Raw genomic sequence first — 19626 nt, forward strand, 5'->3', positions numbered from 1 at the left:
GGGGTGCCGCTTACGCTTTGAAAACAATGAAGCGCGATGACCTTGACTTCGGACCTGGCGTCCTGGCACTGCCGGGGCATCCCGGCGGTCCATCATGCGTCATGTGGATGACCGGGCTGTCCGGCGCGGGCAAATCCACCATCGCGCAGGGCCTGCGGGCCCGTCTGCAGAGCGAGCAGGTGGCCAGCGTCGTGCTCGACGGCGACGAGGTGCGCGCCGGCCTGAGCCAGGGGCTGGGATTCAGCCAGGCCGACCGCAGCGAGAACATCCGCCGGATGGCCGAGGTCGCCCGGCTGCTGAGCCGGCAGGGCATGGTCGTGATCGTCGCGGCCATCACGCCGTTGCAGGCGCAGCGCGCGATGGCGCGCGAGATCGTCGGCGAGGCCTACCGCGAGATCCACGTACATGCGCCGTTCGCGCTGTGCGAGCAGCGCGACGTGAAGGGGCTCTATGCCCGGGCGCGCCGCAACGAGATCGCGGCGTTCACCGGCATCTCCGACAGCTACGAGCCGCCCGTGGCGCCCGACCTGGTGATCGACACCTCGGTCTGCCGGCTGGCCGACGCCGTGGAATCGCTGATGCTGGCTTTCGGCACGGCCCCGCGCGCGGCCGGTGCGCCGATCGGCGTGCACGCATGAAGCACCACCTGCTGATCGCCGGCACGGGCCGCGCGGGCACGACATTCCTGGTGCAGTACCTTGCCGAATGCGGCCTGGACACCCACATCGCGCGCGACCAGTACCGGGGCTACGACGAGGACGCCAACGCGGGCCTCGAGGACCTGCCGCTGAACGACCCCGACGCGCCCTACGTGATCAAGTCGCCCTGGCTGTTCGAGTACGTGGAGCGCGTGCTGGCTGACGAGCAGACGGTGGTCGACGCCGTCGTCATCCCGATGCGCGGCATCGTCGAGGCGGCCGCCAGCCGCACCGTCAACGAGCTGCGCGCGCGCCATGCCATGCCCGGCCTGCACGATGACTGCAAGCAATGGGAGACCTGGGGCACGACGGCTGGCGGGGTGGTCTATTCGCTCAACCCGATCGACCAGGCGCGCCTGCTCGCGCTCGGTTTCCACGAGCTGCTGCATGCGCTGGTGAAGCGGAACGTGCCGATCGTGCTGCTCGACTTCCCGCGTTTCATCGAGGACCCGGACTATCTCCACGATGCCTTGAGCGCCACGCTGGGCGACGGCGTCGACCGCGCTTCGGCCCTGCGCGCCCATGCCCGCGTCGCGGAGCCGTCGAAGGTGCGCATCGGACGCGAGCTGGCCGAGCCGGCCGCCGATGCCGAGGCCGTGGGCACGCCGCGTCTCGCGTTCCCGAACCATGCCGCGCTGGACCGCAGCGCGCTCAAGCGCGAACTGGCCAACGCGAGCCGCCGCGTCGCGCAGCTGGAACGGCAGATCGCCGAGCTGCGCAACTCGCGTTCATGGCGCATCACCGCACCACTGCGTGCACTGGTGCAGCTGCTGCGCCGCGGCGGCGAACCGGCGCTGCCGGCCGCCACCCCTCAGCGTTCGCCCTTGCGGTAGGGCTTCATCAACGCCTGCGGATAGCTGGCCTTGCGGGCCACGAGCACCAGCGCGAGGATCGACAGCAGGTAGGGCAGCATCAGGTACAGCTGATACGGCAGGAAGGCATCGCCCGATTGCTGCAGGCGAAGCTGGAGCGCATCGAAGAAGGCGAACAGCAGCGCGCCCAGCAGCGCCTTGCCCGGCCGCCACGAGGCGAACACCACCAGCGCGACGCAGATCCAGCCGCGGCCGTTGACCATGTTGAAGAAGAAGGCGTTGAAGGCCGACAGCGTGAGGAAGGCGCCCGCCACGCCCATCAGCGCCGAGCCGGCCACGATGGCGCCGGTGCGCGTGGCCGCGACCGACACGCCCTGGCTCTCGGCCGCCTGCGGGTTCTCGCCGACCATGCGCAGCGCCAGGCCCAGCGGCGTGCGGTAGAGCAGCCAGGCCACCGCGGGCACCAGCGCCAGCGCGAGCAGGGTCAGTGGCGTCTGGGCGCCGAGCACCGGGATGTGCAGCCACTCCATGGGCGCGAAGGGCACGATGGTCGGCGGCGTGTTGACCTTCGGGAAGCTCACGCGGTAGCCGAAGTAGCTGAGCGCGGTCGCGAGCATGGTGATGCCCAGCCCCGACACGTGCTGCGAGAGCGCCAGCCCCACGGTCAGGAAGGCATGCAGCAGCCCGAACACGGCGCCCGTGAGCGCCGCGATGCCCACGCCCGCCCACAGCGGCGCGCCCAGGTACACCGCGAGCCAGCCGGTGAAGGCGCCCGCGACCATGATCCCCTCGATGCCGAGGTTGAGCACGCCGGCGCGCTCGCACAGCAGCACGCCGAGCGTGCCGAGGATCAGCGGCGTGGCGATGCGCAGCACCGCGACCCAGAAGGCCGGGTTGGCGAGGATGTCGAGCAGGTCGGTCATCGGCTCCTCCGCACGCGGTACTGGGTCAGCAGGGTCGCCACCAGCACCGCGATCAGCGAGGCCGCGACGATCACGTCGGCGATGTAGGTCGGCACGCCGACGGCGCGGCTCATGGTGTCGGCGCCGACCAGCACGCCGGCCACGAACACGCCGGCCGCGATCACGCCCAGCGGATGCAGGCCGGCCAGCATCGCGATCACGATGCCGGTGTAGCCATAGCCGGGCGACATGTCGAGCGTGACGTAGCTGGTGCGGCCCGCGACCTCGATCGCGCCCGCCAGCCCGGCCAGCGCGCCCGACAGCAGCGCCACCGAGACCACGGTGCGCGTCACCGGCACGCCGGCGAAGGCGGCGGCGCGCGCATTGGCGCCGACGGCGCGAATGTCGAAGCCCAGCACGGTGTACTTGAAGACCGCCCACACCATCACCGCGAGCGACACCGCCCACAGCAGCCCCGTGTGGACGCGGGTCTGGGCGATCAGCTTGCCGAGCTCCAGGTCCGACTGCAGCGACACGCTCTGCGGCCAGCCCATGGCGGTCGGGTCCTTCATCGGCCCGTCGAGCATCGCCGACACGCCCAGCAGCACGATGAAGTTGATCAGCAGCGTGGTCACGACCTCGTCGACGCCGAGCCTGTTCTTCATCAGCGCCGGGCCCAGAAGCATCAGCGCGCCGGCCACGGCGGCGGCCAGCATCATCAGCGGGAACAGCAGCCAGGGCGACAGCTCGAAGCCGGTGCCGCCGTGCATGCCGCCCACGGCGACCGCGGCCAGCGCACCCGCGTAGAGCTGCCCCTCGGCGCCGATGTTGAACAGCCGCGCCTTGAACGAGACCGTGGCGGCCAGCCCGGTGAGGATCAGCGGGATCGCGCGCGTGAGGGTCTCGCTCCAGGCGAACACCGAGCCGAAGCCGCCCTGCAGCAGCAGCGCATAGGTGCGGCCCACGGGCGCGCCGGCCCACAGCACCAGCAGCGCGCTGATCGCGAGGGTGAAGGCGACCGCGCCGATGGGCGCCAGGACCAGCGCGGTGCGCGAGGCCTGGTGGCGTCGTTCGAGCCGCATCATGGCGTGGCCTCCTTCGCGGCGGTGGAAGCGGTGGCGCCGGCCATCGCCAGGCCGATCGCCTCGCGCGTCCAGGCCGAGGCGGCGCGTGCCTCGCCCAGGTGGCCGCCGTGCATCACCGCCACGCGGTCGCCGAGCGCCAGCACCTCGTCGAGGTCGTCCGAGATCACGAGCACGGCCGCGCCGGCATCGCGCGCGGCGATCAGCTGCTGCTGCACATAGGCCACGGCGCCGATGTCCAGGCCCCAGGTCGGCTGGTGCGCCACGATCAGGCGCGGGGCCTGGGTCGGGTACCTGCGTTCCTCGTCGCGGCCGGGCTCGGGCTGCTCGGGCGGCAGCAGCGCGCGGCCGAGGATCAGCTTCTGCATGTTGCCGCCCGACAGCGAGCGCGCCGGCGCCAGCAGGCCGGCGCCGCGCACGTCGAAGGCCTGCTCGATGCGGCGCGCATGCAGCCGCGCGGCCGCGCGCTTCACGAACATCGCGCCGCGCGAGAACACCGGGCTGCGCAGCCGCTCCGACACCGCGTTCTCCCACACCGGCAGGTCGCCGACCACGCCGACCGCATGCCGGTCCTCGGGAATGCGCGCCACGCCGCGCTGCACCAGCCGCGCGGGCGAGGGCGGCAGGGCGCGGCCCATGAGCTGCGCGCGGCCCGCGGTGGCGCGGCGGGTGCCGCACAGCAGCTCGGCCAGCGCCACCTGCCCGTTGCCCGAGACGCCCGCGATCGCGGTGATCTCGCCCGCGCGCAGCGTCAGCGAGACCTCGCGCAGCCGGTCCTGGCCGCCGCTCTTCGAGGCCGCGGTGCTCACGCGGTCGAGCACGCAGACCGCGTCGCCGACCGACTTGGCGGGCCGGCGCTGTGGCGCCTCGACCGCATGCCCGACCATCCACAGCGCGAGCTGCGCCTGCGTGGTGTCGGCCGTGGCCGCCTCGGCCACCAGCTTGCCGCCGCGCAGCACGGCCACGCGGTGCGACACGCGCAGTACCTCGCCGAGCTTGTGGCTGATGAAGATCACCGACAGGCCCTGCGCCACCATCTGCGAGAGCGTGGCGAACAGCGCCTCGCTCTCCTGCGGCGTGAGCACGGCGGTCGGTTCGTCGAGGATCAGGATGCGCGCGCCGCGGTACAGCGCCTTGAGGATTTCGACCCGCTGGCGTTCGCCCACCGACAGGCTGCCGATGGTCGCCTCGGGCCGCACCGGCAGCCCGAAGCGCTGCGCCACCTCGAGCAGCCGGGCGCGCGCGGCCGCGCGGCGCGACAGCGGGAGCCACAGCGACTCGGTGCCCATGGTCACGTTGTCGAGCACGCTGAGGTTGTCGGCCAGCGTGAAGTGCTGGTGCACCATGCCGACGCCCGCGGCCAGCGCGGCCTTGGGGTTGCCGGGCGCGAGCGGCGCGCCGAAGACCTCGATGCGGCCTTCGTCGGCGACGTAGTGGCCGAACAGGATCGACATCAGCGTCGACTTGCCGGCGCCGTTCTCGCCGAGCAGCGCCAGCACTTCGCCGGCGCGCAGGTCGAGGGAGATGGCATCGTTGGCGACCAGGCTGCCGAAGCGCTTGGTGATGCCTTCGAGCCGGAGCACGTTGGGATTCATGGTGTGGCGGGCGCGTACAGGGCGCGCTCGCGGCAGAAATTGTCGATGACCCGGGCCGCGGCGGCGGGCGAGGCCTGCAGCAGTCCGTGCGGCCCGTCGAGCCGGACGATGCGCAGCGCCGGCAAGGCGCGCTCGATGATCGCGGCCGCCTTCGCGGGAACCAGGCGATCCTGCAGCGCCTGCAGGTACAGCGCGGGCACGCGGATGCGGGGCAGCAGCGCGGTCACGTTCACGCGCTGCACCGCCTGCAGGCGATGCGCCATCACGGCCGTCGAGACCTTGCCGAGCGCGGCCTGCAGTTGCGCGCGCAGGCGCGGGTCGGCGTCGCGCCCCAGCAGCATGCGTTGCATGGGGCCACGCAACGGTGCCGCATGCAGGAACTTCATCGCCAGCCCGAGCAGGCCGCCGCGCAGCAGCGCGAGCCCGGGCGCGGGGGCTCGCGCGAAGCTGCAGCACAGGATGAGGCCGCGCAGGCCCGGCGGTGGCGTGGCCGCGATCGCGATGGCGAGCGGGCCCGAGAAGGATTCGCCGAGCAGCACGAAGGGCTCGCCGGCCGGCAGCTGCGCGCGGATGCGGGGCTCGAGTTCGTCGTAGCCCTGCGGCTCGGAGCCCGGGTAGCGCACGATGTCGACTCGCGTGTGCGGGTCGAGGGCTTCCTGCAGCGGTTCGAAGAGATCGCCCGTGCCATCCATGCCGGGCAGCAGAACGAGGCGGATCGGCGCCGTCACTTCCACGCAGCCAGGAACGCCAGCATGACCTTCGCGGAGTTGTCGGCCGCGATGTTCATGAAGGTGCCCATCTCGTTCTCGCCATCGCCGCCGCCGGCCAGGTCGCTGAGCGAGCGGAAGGCGATGTAGGGCACGCCGTTGCTGTAGGCCACCATGCCCACGGCCGCGGTCTCCATGTCGAGCACGTTGGCCTGGAAGGTCTTGAAGGTGTATTCGCGATAGGCCTTGTTGTCCATGAAGGCCTGGCCCGAGACGCCGTTGCCGCCCACCACGAGCTGAGGCTTGCGCGCGAGGCACTTGCCGGCGCTGCAGCTCGCTAGGTCGACGTTGCGGATGCCGCGCGCCACCTCGAGCATCTTCGGGTCGGCCTCGAACCAGAACTTGCGCTCGATGCCGGGCCGCGCGGCCGAGCGCACCTCGACCGGTCGCGGGAACATCATGCCGAAGTTGGGCAGGGTGGCGTCGGTGATGAAGGGCGGGGCCGCGTACTTGCCGGGCGCGGTCTCGCGTGCCATCAGCACCTCGAGGTACTGGCCCCACTGGGCCGGCACCGTCACGTCGCCGACGTGCAGCGCGGGGTTCACGCCGCCCGCGATGCCGCTGAACACGATGTTCGTGACGCGAAAGCGGTCGAGCGCGAGCTGCGTGTTCATGGTCGCGTTGGTCATGCTGATGCCCGAGAGGAACAGCACGACCGGCTTGCCCTCGAGCGTGCCGGTGGTGAATTCGACGCCGTTCACGCCGTGCTTCGCCGCGCCCTGCAGGCGCGCGAGCAGCAGCTTGAGTTCGGGCTCGAAGGCCGAGATGACCGCGATGCGCGGCGTGTCGTCGAGCCGGGTGCCGCTGTTGATGCTGACGCCGGTGCCCTTGTAGACACCGACGCAGCCCGCGAGGCCGAAGGCCAGCACGCCGGCCGCGAGCAGGGAACGCCAGCGCGGGGTCATCGGGCGGCTCACTTCGCGGTGGACTTGGGTTGGCCGTCGTCCACCTTCACGGTGAACTTGCCGGCGAGGATGTCCGCCTGCTTGGCCTTGACCTTGGCGACGATCTCGGCCGGCACCTTCTTCTCGAAGGTGCCCAGCGGCGCGAGCTCGGAGCCCTTGTACTTCATCTGCGAGTAGATGCCGTAGTCCTCGGCGGCGAACTTGCCTTCCTTCACCAGCTTGATCGCGCGGTCGGCCGAGGGCTCGAAGTTCCACAGCGCCGAGGCGACCACGGTGTCGGGGTACTGGGCCTGGGTGTCGATCACGTTGCCGATCGCGAGCTTGCCCTTTTCCTTGGCCGCGTCCGAGACGCCGAAGCGCTCGGCGTACATGATGTCGGCGCCCTTGTCGATCATCGCGAAGGCCGCTTCCTTGGCCTTGGGCGGGTCGAACCAGCTGTTGATGAAGCTCACGCTGAACTCGACCTTGGGATTGGTCTCCTTGGCGCCGGCCATGAAGGCGTTCATCAGGCGGTTGACCTCGGGGATCGGGAAGCCGCCGACCATGCCGATGCGGTTGCTCTTGGTCATGCCGCCGGCGACCATGCCGCTGAGGTAGGCCGGTTCCTGGATGTAGTTGTCGAACACGCTGAAGTTGGGCGCCTGCGGCTTGAGCGAGGAGCCCATCAGGAAGGCGACCTTCGGGAAGTCCTTGGCGACCTTGCGCGCCGCGGCCTCGACGCCGAACACCTCGCCGAGGATCAGCTGGTTGCCGCCGGTGGCGTATTCGCGCATCACGCGCTCGTAGTCGGCGTTGCTGACGTTCTCGGTGGCCTTGTACTCGATCTCGCCGCGCGCCTCGGCGGCCTTCAGCGCCTTGTGGATGCGGCCGACCCATTGCTGCTCGAAGGGGACGGTGTAGACCGCCGCCACCTTGAGCTTGGCCTGCGCGAGGGCGAGGCCGGGAAGGCCGGCCGCGAGGGCCGCGGCGATGGCGATGGAACGAACGATCAGGGGGCGGCGTGCTGTCACGGTGCTTCTCCTCGGGTGATGGATCTGGTGGAACTGGTGCGGGCTCGGATCGTCGCACCGCGCCCTGCGCGGGGCGGTGGACCGATGCTGCGAAGCAGGAACCGGGCCGCTTCTCTTCTTGTCTGCGTTTACTTGGTGCCGAAGATGCGGTCGCCGGCGTCGCCGAGGCCCGGCAGGATGTAGCCGTGGTCGTTCAGTTCGCGGTCGATCGCTGCGGTGTAGATCGGCACGTCGGGGTGTGCCTTCTGCATGGTCGCCACGCCCTCGGGGCAGGTCAGCAGGCAGACGAACTTGATCGACTTGGGATTGAGTTCCTTGAGTCGCTCGACCGCCGCCACCGCCGAGTTGCCGGTGGCCAGCATCGGGTCGACCACGATCACGTCGCGGCTGTCCATCTCGCCGGGCATCTTGAAGTAGTACTCGACCGCGGTCAGCGTCTTCGGGTCGCGGTACAGGCCGATGTGGCCGACACGTGCACCGGGCACCACGGTGAGCATGCCGTCCAGGATGCCGGTGCCCGCGCGCAGGATCGACACCAGCACCAGCTTCTTGCCGTCGATGACCTTGGCCTGCATGGTCTCGAGCGGCGTCTCGACCTCGACGTCCTGCATCGGCATGTCGCGCGTGACCTCGTAGGCCATGAGCATGCTGATCTCGTTGAGGAGCCGGCGGAAGCTGTTGGTGGACGCGTCCTTGCGGCGCATCAGCGTGAGCTTGTGCTGGACGAGGGGGTGGTCGAGGAGGTGGACGTTGCTCATTGGAATTCTTCGATTCGTTCTGCGTTGGCGAAACCCGGAAGTCTAAAAGACTGGCGAACTAGAACACGGTACCGTCGCTCTCGATCTGCAGCGGTGGCGCACCGTCGCGCAAGCGCTGTGCCAGTGCCCGGCCCGCGGCCCAGGTGCCGCCCTCGAGCACGCAGGCCAGCGGCAGCTGTTCCTCGCTGCGGCCGAGCACCTTGCGCACGCGCGGCGCCAGTTCGTCGAGCAGGGCCACGGTGAGCGCGCGCCACTCGACGATGAACTCGTCGCCGGCCTTCCAGCGCCGTTCGAGCAGCGCCGCGTCCTTGGGCACGATCACGCCGCTGTCGATCAGCAGGCCGCCGTTGCGGTACTCGGGCAGCGCGGTCAGGGCCTCGAGGTGGCGCACCTTCACGCCGGCCCACTCGAAGGGCTCGAGCAGCGAATAGGTCAGCCACTGCGAGAGCTTGTGGAAGGGCATCCAGCCGTTGGTGAGGCCCGGGCCCGGCACCGCGCTGTGGCGCCAGCAGTCGCCGAGCGCCAGCGCGGGATCGCCCGAGCCGATGCCGCCGGGGTTGTCGCTGCCGTCGGCCGCGATGCTGTCGACCGCATTGGCCGAGGGCCAGATGCGCGACAGCGCATCGAGCAGCAGCGACAAGATCGCGTGCGCGCCGATCTCGGCGGTGGGCGGCGCGGCCGGGCCGAAGGGGCCGACCAGCGCGTCGAACAGGTTGCCGGGCCGGCCGTCCTCGCCGAACACTTCGGGCTGCTCGGCCAGCGCCTCGCCGAGCCGGCGCAGCAGCGTGGCACGGCCTGCGAGGCCGACCAGCGGATTGACCTCGCTGACCTGGAAGGCGGCGCCGAGCCGGTCGGTGACCAGGCTGCGCAGGCCGGCGGCATCGGCCTGCAGCGGACGCTCGGGGTCGGAGGAGAACAGGCCGCTGGTGAAGGCGTGGAAGCTCGCCACGCCCAGGCCCTCGGAACGCGTGAAGCGCTCGCCGCTGGCCGGTTCGGTGTAGTGCCAGTCGGGGCCGGCACCGGCATCGAGCAGCACGCTGACCAGCACCAGGTCGATGTGGGCGCGCGCGCGCTGCCGCGCGTCGGCCTCGCCGAGCAGTTCATTGAGCTGGGCCAGGCGGTCGACGCCGCCGGCCTCGAAATGGCGCCAGCGGCTGTGATACGGGATGGTGTCCCACGGATAGCGCTCGCGCGTGACCTCGGCCACGGTGCGCGCAGCGTCCTCGAGCGCGTTGTCGTCGCCGATGCGGAACCAGCGCGATTCGCCTTGGCGCGCGCGCGCCAGCAGGCCGGCGGCGCGGCGGCGCACTTCGGCGGTGCTGCGCAGCAGGCGCGCGGCGCCCGCGGGATGGCAGGCATCGACCGCGAACTCGATCGCGGGATCGACCCGGCCCTCGTCGCCGGGCCGCAGGCTGCCCGAGCCGTCGACGGGAAGATGGTCGCGAAAATCGTTGTTGCTGCTCGTCATTCGTTCAGTCCCCGGCCCTTGGCCTTCTTGAGTTCCTCCGCGTCCGGCACCGGGCCCGGCGTGAAATAGCCGGCGGCCATCTTGGCGTCCATCTCGACGCGCGCGTCGGCGGGAATCAGTTCGTCCGGAATGTTCACGCGTTCGCCGATCTCGATGCCCGAGCCGACGATGGCGTCGAACTTCATGTTGCTCATCGACACCAGCCGATGGATCTTGCGGATGCCCAGCCAGTGGAAGACGTCGGGCATCAGCTCCTGGAAGCGCATGTCCTGCACGCCGGCCACGCATTCGGTGCGCGCGAAGTACTGGTCGGCGGTGTCGCCGCCGACCTGGCGCTTGCGCGCGTTGTAGACCAGGAACTTGGTGACCTCGCCGAGCGCGCGGCCTTCCTTGCGCGAGTAGGCGATGAGCCCGACGCCGCCGCGCTGCGCGCCCTGGATGCATTCCTCGATGGCGTGCGTGAGGTAGGGCCGGCAGGTGCAGATGTCGGAGCCGAACACATCGGAGCCGTTGCACTCGTCGTGGATGCGCGCCGTGAGCTCGACCTCGGGATTGGCGAGGTCGCGCGGGTTGCCGAAGATGTAGAGCGTCTGCCCGCCGATCGGCGGCAGGAACACCTCGAGGTCGGAGCGCGTGACCAGCTCGGGGTACATGCCGCCGGTTTCCTCGAACAGCACGCGGCGCAGGTCGGTCTCGGAGCAGCCGAAGCGCCGCGCCACCTCGGGCAGGTACCAGACCGGCTCGATCGCGGCCTTGGTCACCATCGCGGCGCCGCCGGCCGTGAGGAAGTGGCCGTCGGCCTTGAGGCGGCCGCTCTGCAGCGCCTCGATCACCTCGGGCAGGATCACGTGCGCCTTGGTGATGGCGATGGTCGGGCGGATGTCGTAGCCGGCCGCGAGTTCGTTCTTGAAGGCATCGGCCACCAGCGCGCCCCAGGGGTCGAGCGAGACGATGCGCCCGGGTTCGCCCCACTGCGGATAGGGGCCGATGATGTCGGTGGGCGCGGTGTTCGTGAGGTCGGCCTTGTGCTCGCGCTTGAGCGCGCCCGCGGCCACGGCGAGGGCGCGGTAAACGCTGTACGAGCCGCTGTGCGTGCCGATGACGTTGCGGTGCGCGCGCTTGGTGGTGGTGCCGACGATCGGCCCGCGCTCGGTGGCGGTGGCCGCGCCCCAGCGGATCGGCAGTGCGCCGAAACCGCCGCTGTGCGAGGTCAGCCGGATGTGGCCGCTGGGCGTGGGGATGACGGTCTGGACCGGGAGCGCGGCGGCCGAGGGAACCGGTGGCACCGGCGCGGTGGGAGGAACGGGGGAGGCGGAGGACGAAGGGATCGCAGTGCTGTCGACGGACATGAATGGCCCTCAAAAAATGCAATGTACCGATCGACCGCATGGCTTGCAAGCCGGGGAACGACGGACAACGCCGCGTGCGCGGCGCGGCGGAGGGCGCGAGAAGAAGCTCAGGCCGGCGAGGAGCGCAGCCCGTAGACCTTGCCGTCGACGAACAGGTATTCGGCGCGCAGCACCGCGTCGCCTTTCTCGCCGGTGAAGGTGAAGCCCAGCACGCCGAGCTGCGTGCCGGTCTTGATCTCTTCCACGCCCCAGGCCGACAGCCGCGTGAGCGGCGCGAGCTCGACCAGCCACTTGCGGTCGCGCCGCGTCGGCAGCTGGGCCTTGGCGAGCAGCGCGGGGCCGTCGACCGAGGCGCTCTGCTTCGGCAGCGCGCGCTGCTTCAGGTCGGCCGGCAGCGCGGGTTTCTCGGGCAGCTCGAGTTCGAGCTCGCCATGCGGGTTGCGCCACATCACGCGGGTGGCGCGGCCCTCGAGGTAGAGCGGACGCTCCTGGTCGAAGCTGCTCCAGCCATGGTGCGCGCGTGCCGGCAGCGCGAAGCCCAGGCCGAGGCCCAGCGAACTGGCAACGAAGGCGCGTCTTGGCAGCGGCATGGCGTTCTCCTCGGAGGAAAGGTGGGAGCGGGCCGAGGCCCGCTCAGGCATAGGCGATCCAGCGCCCGCAGATGATGACAGCGAGCCAGAAGGCCAGCGACAACAGGCACTGCAGCCGTCCGGTCTTTGCGGCGGGCCCGTCGAGCAGGGCGGAGCCCCCGCGCGCATGGAACAGCGCCGCGTTCGCGCCGGCCAGCGCGATCAGCAGCAGCTTGATGCGGAAGGCCGGGTTGGCCAGCAGCTCGCCGGGCTGGCCCGCGAACATGGCCAGGCCGGTGGCGGCGCACAGGCCGAAACCCGCCAGCGCGGGCGTCAGCGTGAGGCGCGCGAGCCGGGCCGCGGGCAGGTCGCGGCCCAGGCCCAGCGCGCGCAGCTCGAACACCAGCAGGCCGCCGAACAGCATCGCGATGCCGACGATGTGCACCGCCTCCAGCGCCGGGTAGGCCCAGGGATGCGAGACGAGTCCTTTGAACACCGGGGCGATGCCGGACGACATGGGCGCTCCTTGCAGGGGTGCGGCGCAGCTTAGTCCAGCGAACGGCGCGGCAGGGCCAAGGCCCGCGGCCGCGCGGGCTCTTGCGGCGGCGCGGCACAATCCGTCGGAACTTTTTCGACGAGGCTGTAACCAGCCGGTCCGATGGCACGAAACAACGAAGGCAGCAGGATGCAAACGAGCGACGCCGAGGCGGCGCTGCGCAGCCTCTTCCTTCGCGGCCTCGACGGCGACGCGAAGGCGTACCGCGACTTCCTGCAGCGACTCAGCGCGCACCTGCGCGCTTTCCTGGGCCGGCGGCTGTTCGGCTGGCCCGATGATGTGGAAGACCTCGTCCAGGAATGCCTGCTCGCCATGCACAACCAGCGCCATACCTACCAGAGCGACCAGCCTTTGACGGCCTGGGTGCATGCGATCGCGCGCTACAAGATGATCGATCTGCTGCGCGCCAAGTCCTCGCGCGAGGCGCTGCAGGACCCGATAGACGATGAACAGGGCCTGTTCGCGGCCTCCGACATCGAGGCCAGCGATGCGCGTCGCGACCTCGGCGGCCTGCTCGAGACCCTGCCCGAGCGCCAGCGCCTGCCGATCGTGCACGTGAAGATCGAGGGCCTGTCGGTGGCCGAGACCGCGAGCCTCACGGGCATGTCCGAATCGGCGGTCAAGGTGGGCATCCACCGTGGGCTCAAGGCATTGGCCGCGCGCTTCGGGAGCGCCGCATGAAGACCGACGATCTGGTCGCCATGCTCGCCGCCGGCCCGGTGGCCGTGCCGCGCCAGGCGGCGAGCCGGCGGCTGGGGCTGGCGCTGGCCATCGGTGCGCCGCTGTCGCTGGCGATCCTGCTGGTCGAATACGGGCCGCGGCGCGACCTGCTGCAGGCCCTGTTCTGGCCGATGTTCTGGGTCAAGCTGCTGTTTCCGCTGGCGATCGCGGGCGCGGCCTTCGTGATGGTGCAGCGGCTCGCGCGGCCGGGCGTGCCGGTGCGCCGGGCCTGGATCGGTGCCGTGCTGCCGGTGCTGGCGGTCTGGGCGCTGGCCGTGGTGGCCTGGTTCGATACGCCGATGGAAGGGCGCATGCCCTCGCTGATGGGCCAGTCGTGGCGCGTCTGCGCCATGAGCATCGCGGTGATGGCGCTGCCGGTGTTCGTCGGCGCGATGGCCGCGCTGCGCAGCCTCGCGCCGACGCGGCCCGCGCTGGCCGGCGCGGCGGCCGGTGCGCTGGCCGGCGGGGTGGGCGCGGCCGTCTATGCGCTGCACTGCATGGAGCTCACGGCGCCGTTCCTCGCGGTCTGGTACGTGAGCGGGATCGCGGTGCCGGTGCTGGTGGGCGCCTTGCTGGGGCCGCGGCTGCTGCGCTGGTAGAGGCCGGCGCGGGCAGCGCCTGCGAGCGCTCGTACGTCTCACTGGGACAAACCCTGTCCCGCGGCGAAATGTCGTTCGCTGAACAGTTCGAAAAGAGCGAAAGGATTGCAATCGCGTCGCGTTTCTCTCACAACAACAGGAGACATCGATGCGAGACATCCTCAGAACGGGACTGCGGGTCCTGGGCCTGTGCGCGGTCGTCACCCTCGCAAGCTGCGGCGGCAGCGGCGGCGGCGGCGTGGCACTGCCGATTCTTCCGCCCTCCGGCTCGCAGCCGGAATCGCCACCGCCGGCGGCGACGGGCGAACTCAAGATCAGGACGCTGTCGAACCGCGCCGACATGATCAGCGACGGCGATGCCTACGTCGAGATCGTGCTGCCCGAAGGCAAGAGTGCGCTCGACCTCGCGGTGGACCTCGACGGCAAGGACATCTCCTCCGCCTTCGCGCTGCGCGCCAACGGCCGCGTGCTCGGCACCGTGACCGGGCTGCGCGTGGGCAGCAACACGCTCACCGCCACGCTCAAGTCGACCAAGACGGGCGCGAAGCTCGCGATCGAGAACTTCGCCCGCGGTGGCAATATCTTCGCGGGCACGCCGGTGCAGCCGTGGATCTGCGCCACGAAGGCCGGCTCGGTCACGACCGTGACGGTGCCCGGCACCGGCCTGTCGGCCAGCGCGACCACGCAGGTGAGCGGCCTCGACGCCGACCCGGTCGACGCCGACTGCAATGCGCCCACCATCTACACCTACTACTACCAGCCCAAGGCCAAGGAGGGCACCGACTGCGGCCAGCAGCCCTTCGGTCCCTACGCCTGCTTCCTGCAGTACGACCCGGCCAAGCGCCCGAAGGACGCCGAGATCGCGAACTTCACGACCGACCGCGGCGACACCGTGAAGGCGCTGCTGCGCGTGGAGCTGGGCACGATGGGCCGCAGCGAATACCAGGTGGCGGTGTACTTCGATCCCGCCAAGCCGTGGACGCCGTGGGAGCCGCAGAAGGGCTGGAACGGCAAGGTGCTCTGGAAGATGGGCGCCTCGGCCTCGGGCAACCGCTTCCAGCAGAACCCGGGCACGGCGCTGTTCGACGACAACGCGCTGCGCGCCGGCTTCATGACGGTCAATTCGCAGCTCACCAACCACAACGACAACAACAACGAGTTCCTCGCGACCGAGAACATCATGATGGTCAAGGAACACATCATCGACACCTATGGCGAGATCCGCTACACCATGTCCGACGGTGGCTCGGGCGGCTCGATGATGCAGACCGTGCCGGCCTCGGTGATGCCCGGCCTGCTCGACGGCCTGCAGACCGGCTACAGCTACCCCGACGCGGTGACGACCTGGATCGAGACGCGCGACTGCGGCAACCTCTGGCGCTACTACGGCACCGGCCCGGGTGCCGGCCTGTCGCCGGCGGCGCGCGCGGCCATCGAAGGCCATCCGACGGCCGACTACTGCACCAACTGGGTCTATTCCTTCCTCGCGCCGCAGAACCCGGTGCAGGCCACCAACTGCGGACTCGGCTTTCCGGCGGCGCTGGTGTACGACCCGGCGCTGCGGCCCAACGGCGTGCGCTGCACGATCCACGACGTGATGACCGCGATCCTCGGCACCACCGAGCTCAACGGCAACACCGTGCCGAACCTGCCCTACGACAACGCGGGCGTGCAGTACGGGCTCAAGGCCCTGCGCTCCGGCGCCATCACGCCCGAGGAATTCGTCGCGCTCAACGAAGGCATCGGCAGCTGGGACGCCGACATGATCTGGTCGGGCGACAAGGCCGTCATTCCCGCGGCGCGTGCCCGGATGCAGACCAGCGCGATGACCGCGCTCTACCGCAGCGGGCTCGTCAGCTACGCGAAGAACCTCGCGAAGGTGCCGGTCATCGACCTGCGGCCCGAGCTCGGCGCCGACATCCACATGGCCTGGCGCACGTACCAGCAGCGCGCGCGCCTGGACGCGGGCAACGGCGGGCACGACAACCACGTGGTGCTGGCGAGCAACGCCGGCACCGGCGTCGCGCTGACCCGGCAGGCCTTCCTGATGATGGACCGCTGGCTCAGCGCCATGGAGGCCGACAGGTCCGCCGACACGAAGGAGAAGAAGGTCGTGAAGAACAAGCCCTCCGACGCGGTCGACCAGTGCATCGCGACCGCGGGCATGACCACCGCCGAGCTGGTCGACATCGGCTTCGGCAGCGCCGCCTGCCCGGTCAAGCCCTACGAGTCGGTGCGCATCGTGTCGGGCGGACCGTTGTCGGAAGACGTGTTCAAGTGCCAGTTGAAGCCGATCGACTTCGCATCGGCCGACTACGCCGGCGCGGTCTTCACGGGCGGCCAGCAGGTGCGGCTGCAGGCGACCTTCCCCGATGGCGTGTGCGACTGGAGCAAGCCGGGCGTGGGGCAGGTGCCGTGGACGCCGACCACCTTCCGCGGCGGCCCGGGCGGGCAGGACCTGCCGGCCGCGCCGGTGTCGACGCCGCTCTGAACGGTCGACGCGCCGCAACGCCCGCCACGCGGGCGTTTCAGCCCGGCTGGTTGGTCGGATAGCGCGACAGGCGCTGCCGGTCGAGCACGTTGATGTAGCCGTAGCCGGTCTTGATGAGCTGCGCGGCCTCGAGCTCGTGCAGCGCCACGTTCACGCGCTGGCGCGACACGCCGACCATCCAGCCGATTTCTTCCTGGCTGATCTGCAGGGTGGCGTCGGTGTTGGGATAGAGCACCGGATGGAACAGGCTCGCGATGCCGCGCGCGACGCGGCCCGTGGGTTCGAGCAGGCGGTCGAACTTGACCGTGGCGATGAACTGGCTGAGCCGCTCGTTCAGGTGCGACAGCATGAAGTGGTTGAACGGCACGCTCCTGTCGAGCAGCCAGGTGAAGGTGTCGCGCGGCAGGTGCAGGGTGACGGTGGGGCGGGTGGCGGCGATCTCGTACTTGCGCTGCTCGACCTTCAGCAGCGAGCCTTCGCCGATCCAGCCGCCCGCGGCCACGCCCGTGAACATCACGGGCTTGCCGTCGGCCGAGGTGTCCTGCACGCGCAGGAAGCCCTCGATCACGCCGATCCAGCTGTCGGCGATCTCGTTGCGCTGGCAGACGAATTCGCCCTGGCCGTGCTCGCGCGTGTAGAGCGCCTTGTAGGCGGTCTCGCGTTCGCACTGGGTGAGCACGCGCGGCCAGATGCAGCGCTCCCAGAACGCCGCGATGTCCCTGGTCGGAGGCTTGCCCGAGGACACGGGGGTGTCGTCGCCGCGCGGCTCAGCGCTTCTTCGAACCGAAGATGCCGCCGAGCACGCCGCGCAGGATCTCCTTGCCGACCGAGGTGCCCATGGTGCGCACCGCCGACTTGGCCATGGTCTGCACCAGGCCGTCGTGCTTGGCGCCGCGCGGGCCGGTGTGGCCGAACAGCAGGTCGTTGAGCATGCCGCCGGCGCCCGAGCCTTCCTCGGCCGGCTTGCCGGGCGCCGCTTTGCCCGCCGCGGGGGCCCCAGGCGCGGTCTCGGCGCGGCCCTTGAGCTTCTCGTAGGCCGACTCGCGGTCGACCGCCTTCTCGTAGACGCCCGCCACCAGCGAGTTGGCCAGCAGCGCCTGGCGCTGCGCGGCGGTGATCGGGCCGATCTGGCTGCCGGGCGGCAGCACGTAGACGCGCTCGGTCACGCTCGGGCGGCCCTTCTCGTCGAGGAAGCTCACGAGCGCCTCGCCGACCGCGAGCTCGGTGATGGCCTTCTCGATGTCGAGGCCGGGCTTCTGCCGCATCGTGGTGGCGGTGGCCTTCACCGCCTTCTGGTCGCGCGGCGTGAAGGCGCGCAGCGCATGCTGCACGCGGTTGCCGAGCTGGGCCAGCACCGAATCGGGAATGTCGAGCGGGTTCTGGGTCACGAAATACACGCCCACGCCTTTGGAGCGCACCAGCCGCACCACCAGTTCGATGCGTTCGACCAGCGCCTTGGGCGCCTCGTTGAACAGCAGGTGGGCCTCGTCGAAGAAGAAGGCCAGCTTGGGCTGGTCGGGGTCGCCGATCTCGGGCAGTTGCTCGAACAGCTCCGACAGCATCCACAGCAGGAAGGTTGCGTACAGCCGCGGCGAGTTCATGAGCTTGTCGGCCGCGAGGATGTTGACCACGCCACGGCCGCCCTCGGTCTGCATGAAGTCGGCGATGTTGAGCATGGGCTCGCCGAAGAACTTGTCGCCGCCCTGGGTCTCGATCTGCAGCAGACCGCGCTGGATCGCGCCCACGCTGGCGGCGCTGATGTTGCCGTACTCGGTGGTGAACTGGCTCGCGTTCTCGCCCACGTACTGCAGCATGGCGCGCAGGTCCTTGAGGTCGAGCAGCAGCAGGCCGTTGTCGTCGGCGATCTTGAACACCAGGTTCAGCACGCCGGCCTGGGTTTCGTTCACGTCGAGCATGCGGCCCAGCAGCAGCGGGCCCATGTCGGAGATGGTGGCGCGCACCGGGTGGCCCTGCTCGCCGAACACGTCCCACAGCGTGACGGGGCAGCCCAGCGGCTCGGGCAGGTCGATGCCGCGCTCCTTGAGCGCGGCGGCCATCTTCTCGCCGATGGCGCCTTTCTGGCTGATCCCGGTCAGGTCGCCCTTGACGTCGGCCATGAACACCGGCACGCCGATGGCCGACAGCTTTTCGGCCATGGTCTGCAGCGTGACCGTCTTGCCGGTGCCGGTGGCGCCGGTGATGAGACCGTGGCGGTTGGCGAGGGCCGGGAGGAGGGCGCATTCCACGCTCTCGTGGCGGGCGATCAGAAGAGGGTCGGCCATGGACGGTTCCGGGTCGTGTCGAGGCGGCCAGTCTAATCAAGCTGCCCTCCTATAATCCACGGCCCACGCGCCCTTGCGGCAAAAGTTTCTGGAGGTTTTTCTTGTCTTCGACTGCTCAGCCCCCCATTCCCGCCGATGGCGATGCCGAACAGTCGCCGATCGAGCAGGAACTGGCCGTGCTGCTGGTGAACGCCCTCAATCTCGAGGTGGCACCAGCCGACATCGTCCCGACCGAGCCGCTGTACGGCGAAGGCCTCGGCCTCGATTCGATCGACATCCTCGAGGTCGCGCTCGAAGTCTCGCGCCGCTATGGCTTCCAGCTGCGTTCGGACGACGAGCGCAACCAGCAGATCTTCCAGTCGTTGCGTACGCTCGCGGCCCACGTCGCCCAGAACCGCGCGGCCTGAACCCCATGTCACGATGGCGCCTGGCGCTCCTGCTGCTGGTGGGGGTGGCCTATGCCGGTGCTTCCCACTGGATGATGCTGTTCCACGCCACCGAGCCGTGGGCGGTGGTCGTGCTGCTCGGGCCGCTGTGGCTCGCCGCCATGGGCTTCGCCGCCAGCCGCTTCGGCCGCTGGGGCTTCGCCGCGGTGGTCGCGCTGGGCCTGGCCGGTTTCGCGCTGGTGCTCAGCGGCGAAGCGGGCGACACCAACCGGCTCTACGTGTTCCAGCACGTGGCCATCAATGCCTTGCTCTGCGGCTGGTTCGGCTCCACGCTGCGCGGCGACAGCGTGCCGCTGATCACCCAGTTCGCGCAGCGCGTGCATCCGCTGCGCGGCGCGATGCGCGCCTACACCACGCAGCTCACGCGCATCTGGACCGGCTATTTCGCGCTGGTGGTGCTGTCGTCGATCGTGGTCTACCTCACGCTGTCGTTCTCGGCCTGGTCGCTGCTGGCCAACGTGCTGACGCCCGCCAGCGTGGCGCTGCTGTTCGTCGGCGAACACCTGCTGCGCTACCGGCTGCACCCCGAGTTCGAGCGCACCCGCATGGTCGATGCGGTGCGCGCCTTCTACGGCAGTTCGTCGGCCGACAGCAGCGCCGGCGGCGGCCCGCGCTGA

At 70.2% G+C, this 19626-nt stretch carries 20 protein-coding genes; 7 read left to right on the top strand and 13 right to left on the bottom strand.

Features of this window, described 5'->3' with window-relative positions:
• The first annotated feature begins 101 nt into the window (after positions 1-101).
• Entirely contained in the window at positions 102-638 is a 537-nt protein-coding gene (cysC, locus tag AC07PU_RS13755; protein ID WP_256222447.1) for an adenylyl-sulfate kinase, read from the top strand.
• On the top strand, positions 635-1531 hold the full coding sequence (locus AC07PU_RS13760) for a hypothetical protein (protein ID WP_093342194.1): 897 nt from the start codon (positions 635-637) through the stop codon (positions 1529-1531). The genes cysC and AC07PU_RS13760 overlap by 4 nt, the downstream gene beginning before the upstream one ends.
• Here the strand turns inward: AC07PU_RS13760 and AC07PU_RS13765 are convergent.
• From AC07PU_RS13765 to AC07PU_RS13815, 11 genes are all read right to left on the bottom strand, one after another.
• On the bottom strand, positions 1510-2433 hold the full coding sequence (locus AC07PU_RS13765; RefSeq protein WP_093342192.1) for an ABC transporter permease: 924 nt from the start codon (positions 2431-2433) through the stop codon (positions 1510-1512). The two genes, AC07PU_RS13760 and AC07PU_RS13765, sit on opposite strands and share 22 nt — an antisense overlap.
• Positions 2430-3494 (bottom strand): ABC transporter permease, encoded by a 1065-nt coding sequence (locus AC07PU_RS13770; protein WP_495318307.1) that lies wholly within the window; start codon positions 3492-3494, stop codon positions 2430-2432. The genes AC07PU_RS13765 and AC07PU_RS13770 overlap by 4 nt, the downstream gene beginning before the upstream one ends.
• Positions 3494-5089 (bottom strand): ABC transporter ATP-binding protein, encoded by a 1596-nt coding sequence (locus AC07PU_RS13775; RefSeq protein WP_495318115.1) that lies wholly within the window; start codon positions 5087-5089, stop codon positions 3494-3496. Before AC07PU_RS13775 ends, AC07PU_RS13770 begins: the two co-directional genes overlap by 1 nt.
• Entirely contained in the window at positions 5086-5823 is a 738-nt protein-coding gene (locus AC07PU_RS13780; protein WP_495318117.1) for an alpha/beta fold hydrolase, read from the bottom strand. Before AC07PU_RS13780 ends, AC07PU_RS13775 begins: the two co-directional genes overlap by 4 nt.
• Positions 5814-6761 (bottom strand): 5'-methylthioadenosine/S-adenosylhomocysteine nucleosidase, encoded by a 948-nt coding sequence (locus tag AC07PU_RS13785; protein WP_495318119.1) that lies wholly within the window; start codon positions 6759-6761, stop codon positions 5814-5816. The genes AC07PU_RS13780 and AC07PU_RS13785 overlap by 10 nt, the downstream gene beginning before the upstream one ends.
• Positions 6762-6769: 8 nt before the next feature.
• Positions 6770-7771: a BMP family protein gene (locus AC07PU_RS13790; protein WP_057594817.1), complete on the bottom strand. Its 1002-nt coding sequence runs from the start codon at positions 7769-7771 to the stop codon at positions 6770-6772.
• Positions 7772-7899: 128 nt separating this feature from the next.
• Positions 7900-8529, bottom strand: coding sequence for a uracil phosphoribosyltransferase (gene upp, locus AC07PU_RS13795; RefSeq protein WP_093342184.1), 630 nt, complete (start codon positions 8527-8529; stop codon positions 7900-7902).
• Positions 8530-8587: 58 nt separating this feature from the next.
• A complete protein-coding gene (locus AC07PU_RS13800) occupies positions 8588-9997 on the bottom strand; it encodes a URC4/urg3 family protein (RefSeq protein WP_495318122.1) in 1410 nt (469 codons plus the stop codon).
• Positions 9994-11346: a GTP cyclohydrolase II gene (locus AC07PU_RS13805; protein ID WP_495318123.1), complete on the bottom strand. Its 1353-nt coding sequence runs from the start codon at positions 11344-11346 to the stop codon at positions 9994-9996. The genes AC07PU_RS13800 and AC07PU_RS13805 overlap by 4 nt, the downstream gene beginning before the upstream one ends.
• Before the next feature lie 107 nt (positions 11347-11453).
• The gene (locus AC07PU_RS13810) at positions 11454-11936 is read right to left on the bottom strand and encodes a DUF6152 family protein (RefSeq protein ID WP_296782862.1); all 483 of its coding nucleotides are present in this window, start codon (positions 11934-11936) and stop codon (positions 11454-11456) included.
• Positions 11937-11979: 43 nt separating this feature from the next.
• Positions 11980-12411, bottom strand: coding sequence for a hypothetical protein (locus tag AC07PU_RS13815; RefSeq protein ID WP_203206202.1), 432 nt, complete (start codon positions 12409-12411; stop codon positions 11980-11982).
• A 162-nt stretch (positions 12412-12573) separates the two neighbouring features.
• Between AC07PU_RS13815 and AC07PU_RS13820 the strand changes: the two genes are divergently transcribed.
• The 3 genes from AC07PU_RS13820 (at position 12574) to AC07PU_RS13830 (ending at position 16281) form a co-directional block, all read left to right on the top strand.
• On the top strand, positions 12574-13152 hold the full coding sequence (locus tag AC07PU_RS13820; RefSeq protein WP_203201135.1) for a sigma-70 family RNA polymerase sigma factor: 579 nt from the start codon (positions 12574-12576) through the stop codon (positions 13150-13152).
• Positions 13149-13790: a DUF1109 domain-containing protein gene (locus AC07PU_RS13825; protein WP_296799299.1), complete on the top strand. Its 642-nt coding sequence runs from the start codon at positions 13149-13151 to the stop codon at positions 13788-13790. The genes AC07PU_RS13820 and AC07PU_RS13825 overlap by 4 nt, the downstream gene beginning before the upstream one ends.
• A 148-nt stretch (positions 13791-13938) precedes the next feature.
• Positions 13939-16281 (top strand): DUF6351 family protein, encoded by a 2343-nt coding sequence (locus tag AC07PU_RS13830; protein ID WP_495318126.1) that lies wholly within the window; start codon positions 13939-13941, stop codon positions 16279-16281.
• A gap of 37 nt (positions 16282-16318) precedes the next feature.
• On the opposite strand, the gene AC07PU_RS13835 is transcribed toward AC07PU_RS13830, so the two are convergent.
• The gene (locus tag AC07PU_RS13835; protein WP_495318128.1) at positions 16319-17026 is read right to left on the bottom strand and encodes a Crp/Fnr family transcriptional regulator; all 708 of its coding nucleotides are present in this window, start codon (positions 17024-17026) and stop codon (positions 16319-16321) included.
• A 22-nt stretch (positions 17027-17048) separates the two neighbouring features.
• Positions 17049-18563: a helicase HerA-like domain-containing protein gene (locus tag AC07PU_RS13840; RefSeq protein ID WP_495318130.1), complete on the bottom strand. Its 1515-nt coding sequence runs from the start codon at positions 18561-18563 to the stop codon at positions 17049-17051.
• Positions 18564-18664: 101 nt separating this feature from the next.
• Between AC07PU_RS13840 and AC07PU_RS13845 the strand changes: the two genes are divergently transcribed.
• On the top strand, positions 18665-18970 hold the full coding sequence (locus AC07PU_RS13845; protein ID WP_057596224.1) for a phosphopantetheine-binding protein: 306 nt from the start codon (positions 18665-18667) through the stop codon (positions 18968-18970).
• Between the two features lie 5 nt (positions 18971-18975).
• Entirely contained in the window at positions 18976-19626 is a 651-nt protein-coding gene (locus tag AC07PU_RS13850) for a COG4648 family protein (RefSeq protein WP_093342169.1), read from the top strand.

It is taken from the genome of Variovorax sp. GW821-FHT10D07 (genome assembly GCF_059415325.1).

Excerpts from the sequence above, each read along its gene's own strand:
- AC07PU_RS13775 (WP_495318115.1), bottom strand. The coding sequence starts at position 5,089 with ATGAATCCCAACGTGCTCCGGCTCGAAGGCATCACCAAGCGCTTCGGC.
- AC07PU_RS13820 (WP_203201135.1), top strand. The coding sequence starts at position 12,574 with ATGGCACGAAACAACGAAGGCAGCAGGATGCAAACGAGCGACGCCGAG.
- AC07PU_RS13760 (WP_093342194.1), top strand. The coding sequence starts at position 635 with ATGAAGCACCACCTGCTGATCGCCGGCACGGGCCGCGCGGGCACGACA.
- AC07PU_RS13830 (WP_495318126.1), top strand. The coding sequence starts at position 13,939 with ATGCGAGACATCCTCAGAACGGGACTGCGGGTCCTGGGCCTGTGCGCG.
- AC07PU_RS13840 (WP_495318130.1), bottom strand. The coding sequence starts at position 18,563 with ATGGCCGACCCTCTTCTGATCGCCCGCCACGAGAGCGTGGAATGCGCC.
- cysC (WP_256222447.1), top strand. The coding sequence starts at position 102 with ATGTGGATGACCGGGCTGTCCGGCGCGGGCAAATCCACCATCGCGCAG.
- AC07PU_RS13765 (WP_093342192.1), bottom strand. The coding sequence starts at position 2,433 with ATGACCGACCTGCTCGACATCCTCGCCAACCCGGCCTTCTGGGTCGCG.
- AC07PU_RS13850 (WP_093342169.1), top strand. The coding sequence starts at position 18,976 with ATGTCACGATGGCGCCTGGCGCTCCTGCTGCTGGTGGGGGTGGCCTAT.
- AC07PU_RS13805 (WP_495318123.1), bottom strand. The coding sequence starts at position 11,346 with ATGTCCGTCGACAGCACTGCGATCCCTTCGTCCTCCGCCTCCCCCGTT.
- AC07PU_RS13800 (WP_495318122.1), bottom strand. The coding sequence starts at position 9,997 with ATGACGAGCAGCAACAACGATTTTCGCGACCATCTTCCCGTCGACGGC.
- AC07PU_RS13770 (WP_495318307.1), bottom strand. The coding sequence starts at position 3,494 with ATGCGGCTCGAACGACGCCACCAGGCCTCGCGCACCGCGCTGGTCCTG.
- AC07PU_RS13785 (WP_495318119.1), bottom strand. The coding sequence starts at position 6,761 with ATGACCCCGCGCTGGCGTTCCCTGCTCGCGGCCGGCGTGCTGGCCTTC.
- AC07PU_RS13810 (WP_296782862.1), bottom strand. The coding sequence starts at position 11,936 with ATGCCGCTGCCAAGACGCGCCTTCGTTGCCAGTTCGCTGGGCCTCGGC.
- upp (WP_093342184.1), bottom strand. The coding sequence starts at position 8,529 with ATGAGCAACGTCCACCTCCTCGACCACCCCCTCGTCCAGCACAAGCTC.
- AC07PU_RS13825 (WP_296799299.1), top strand. The coding sequence starts at position 13,149 with ATGAAGACCGACGATCTGGTCGCCATGCTCGCCGCCGGCCCGGTGGCC.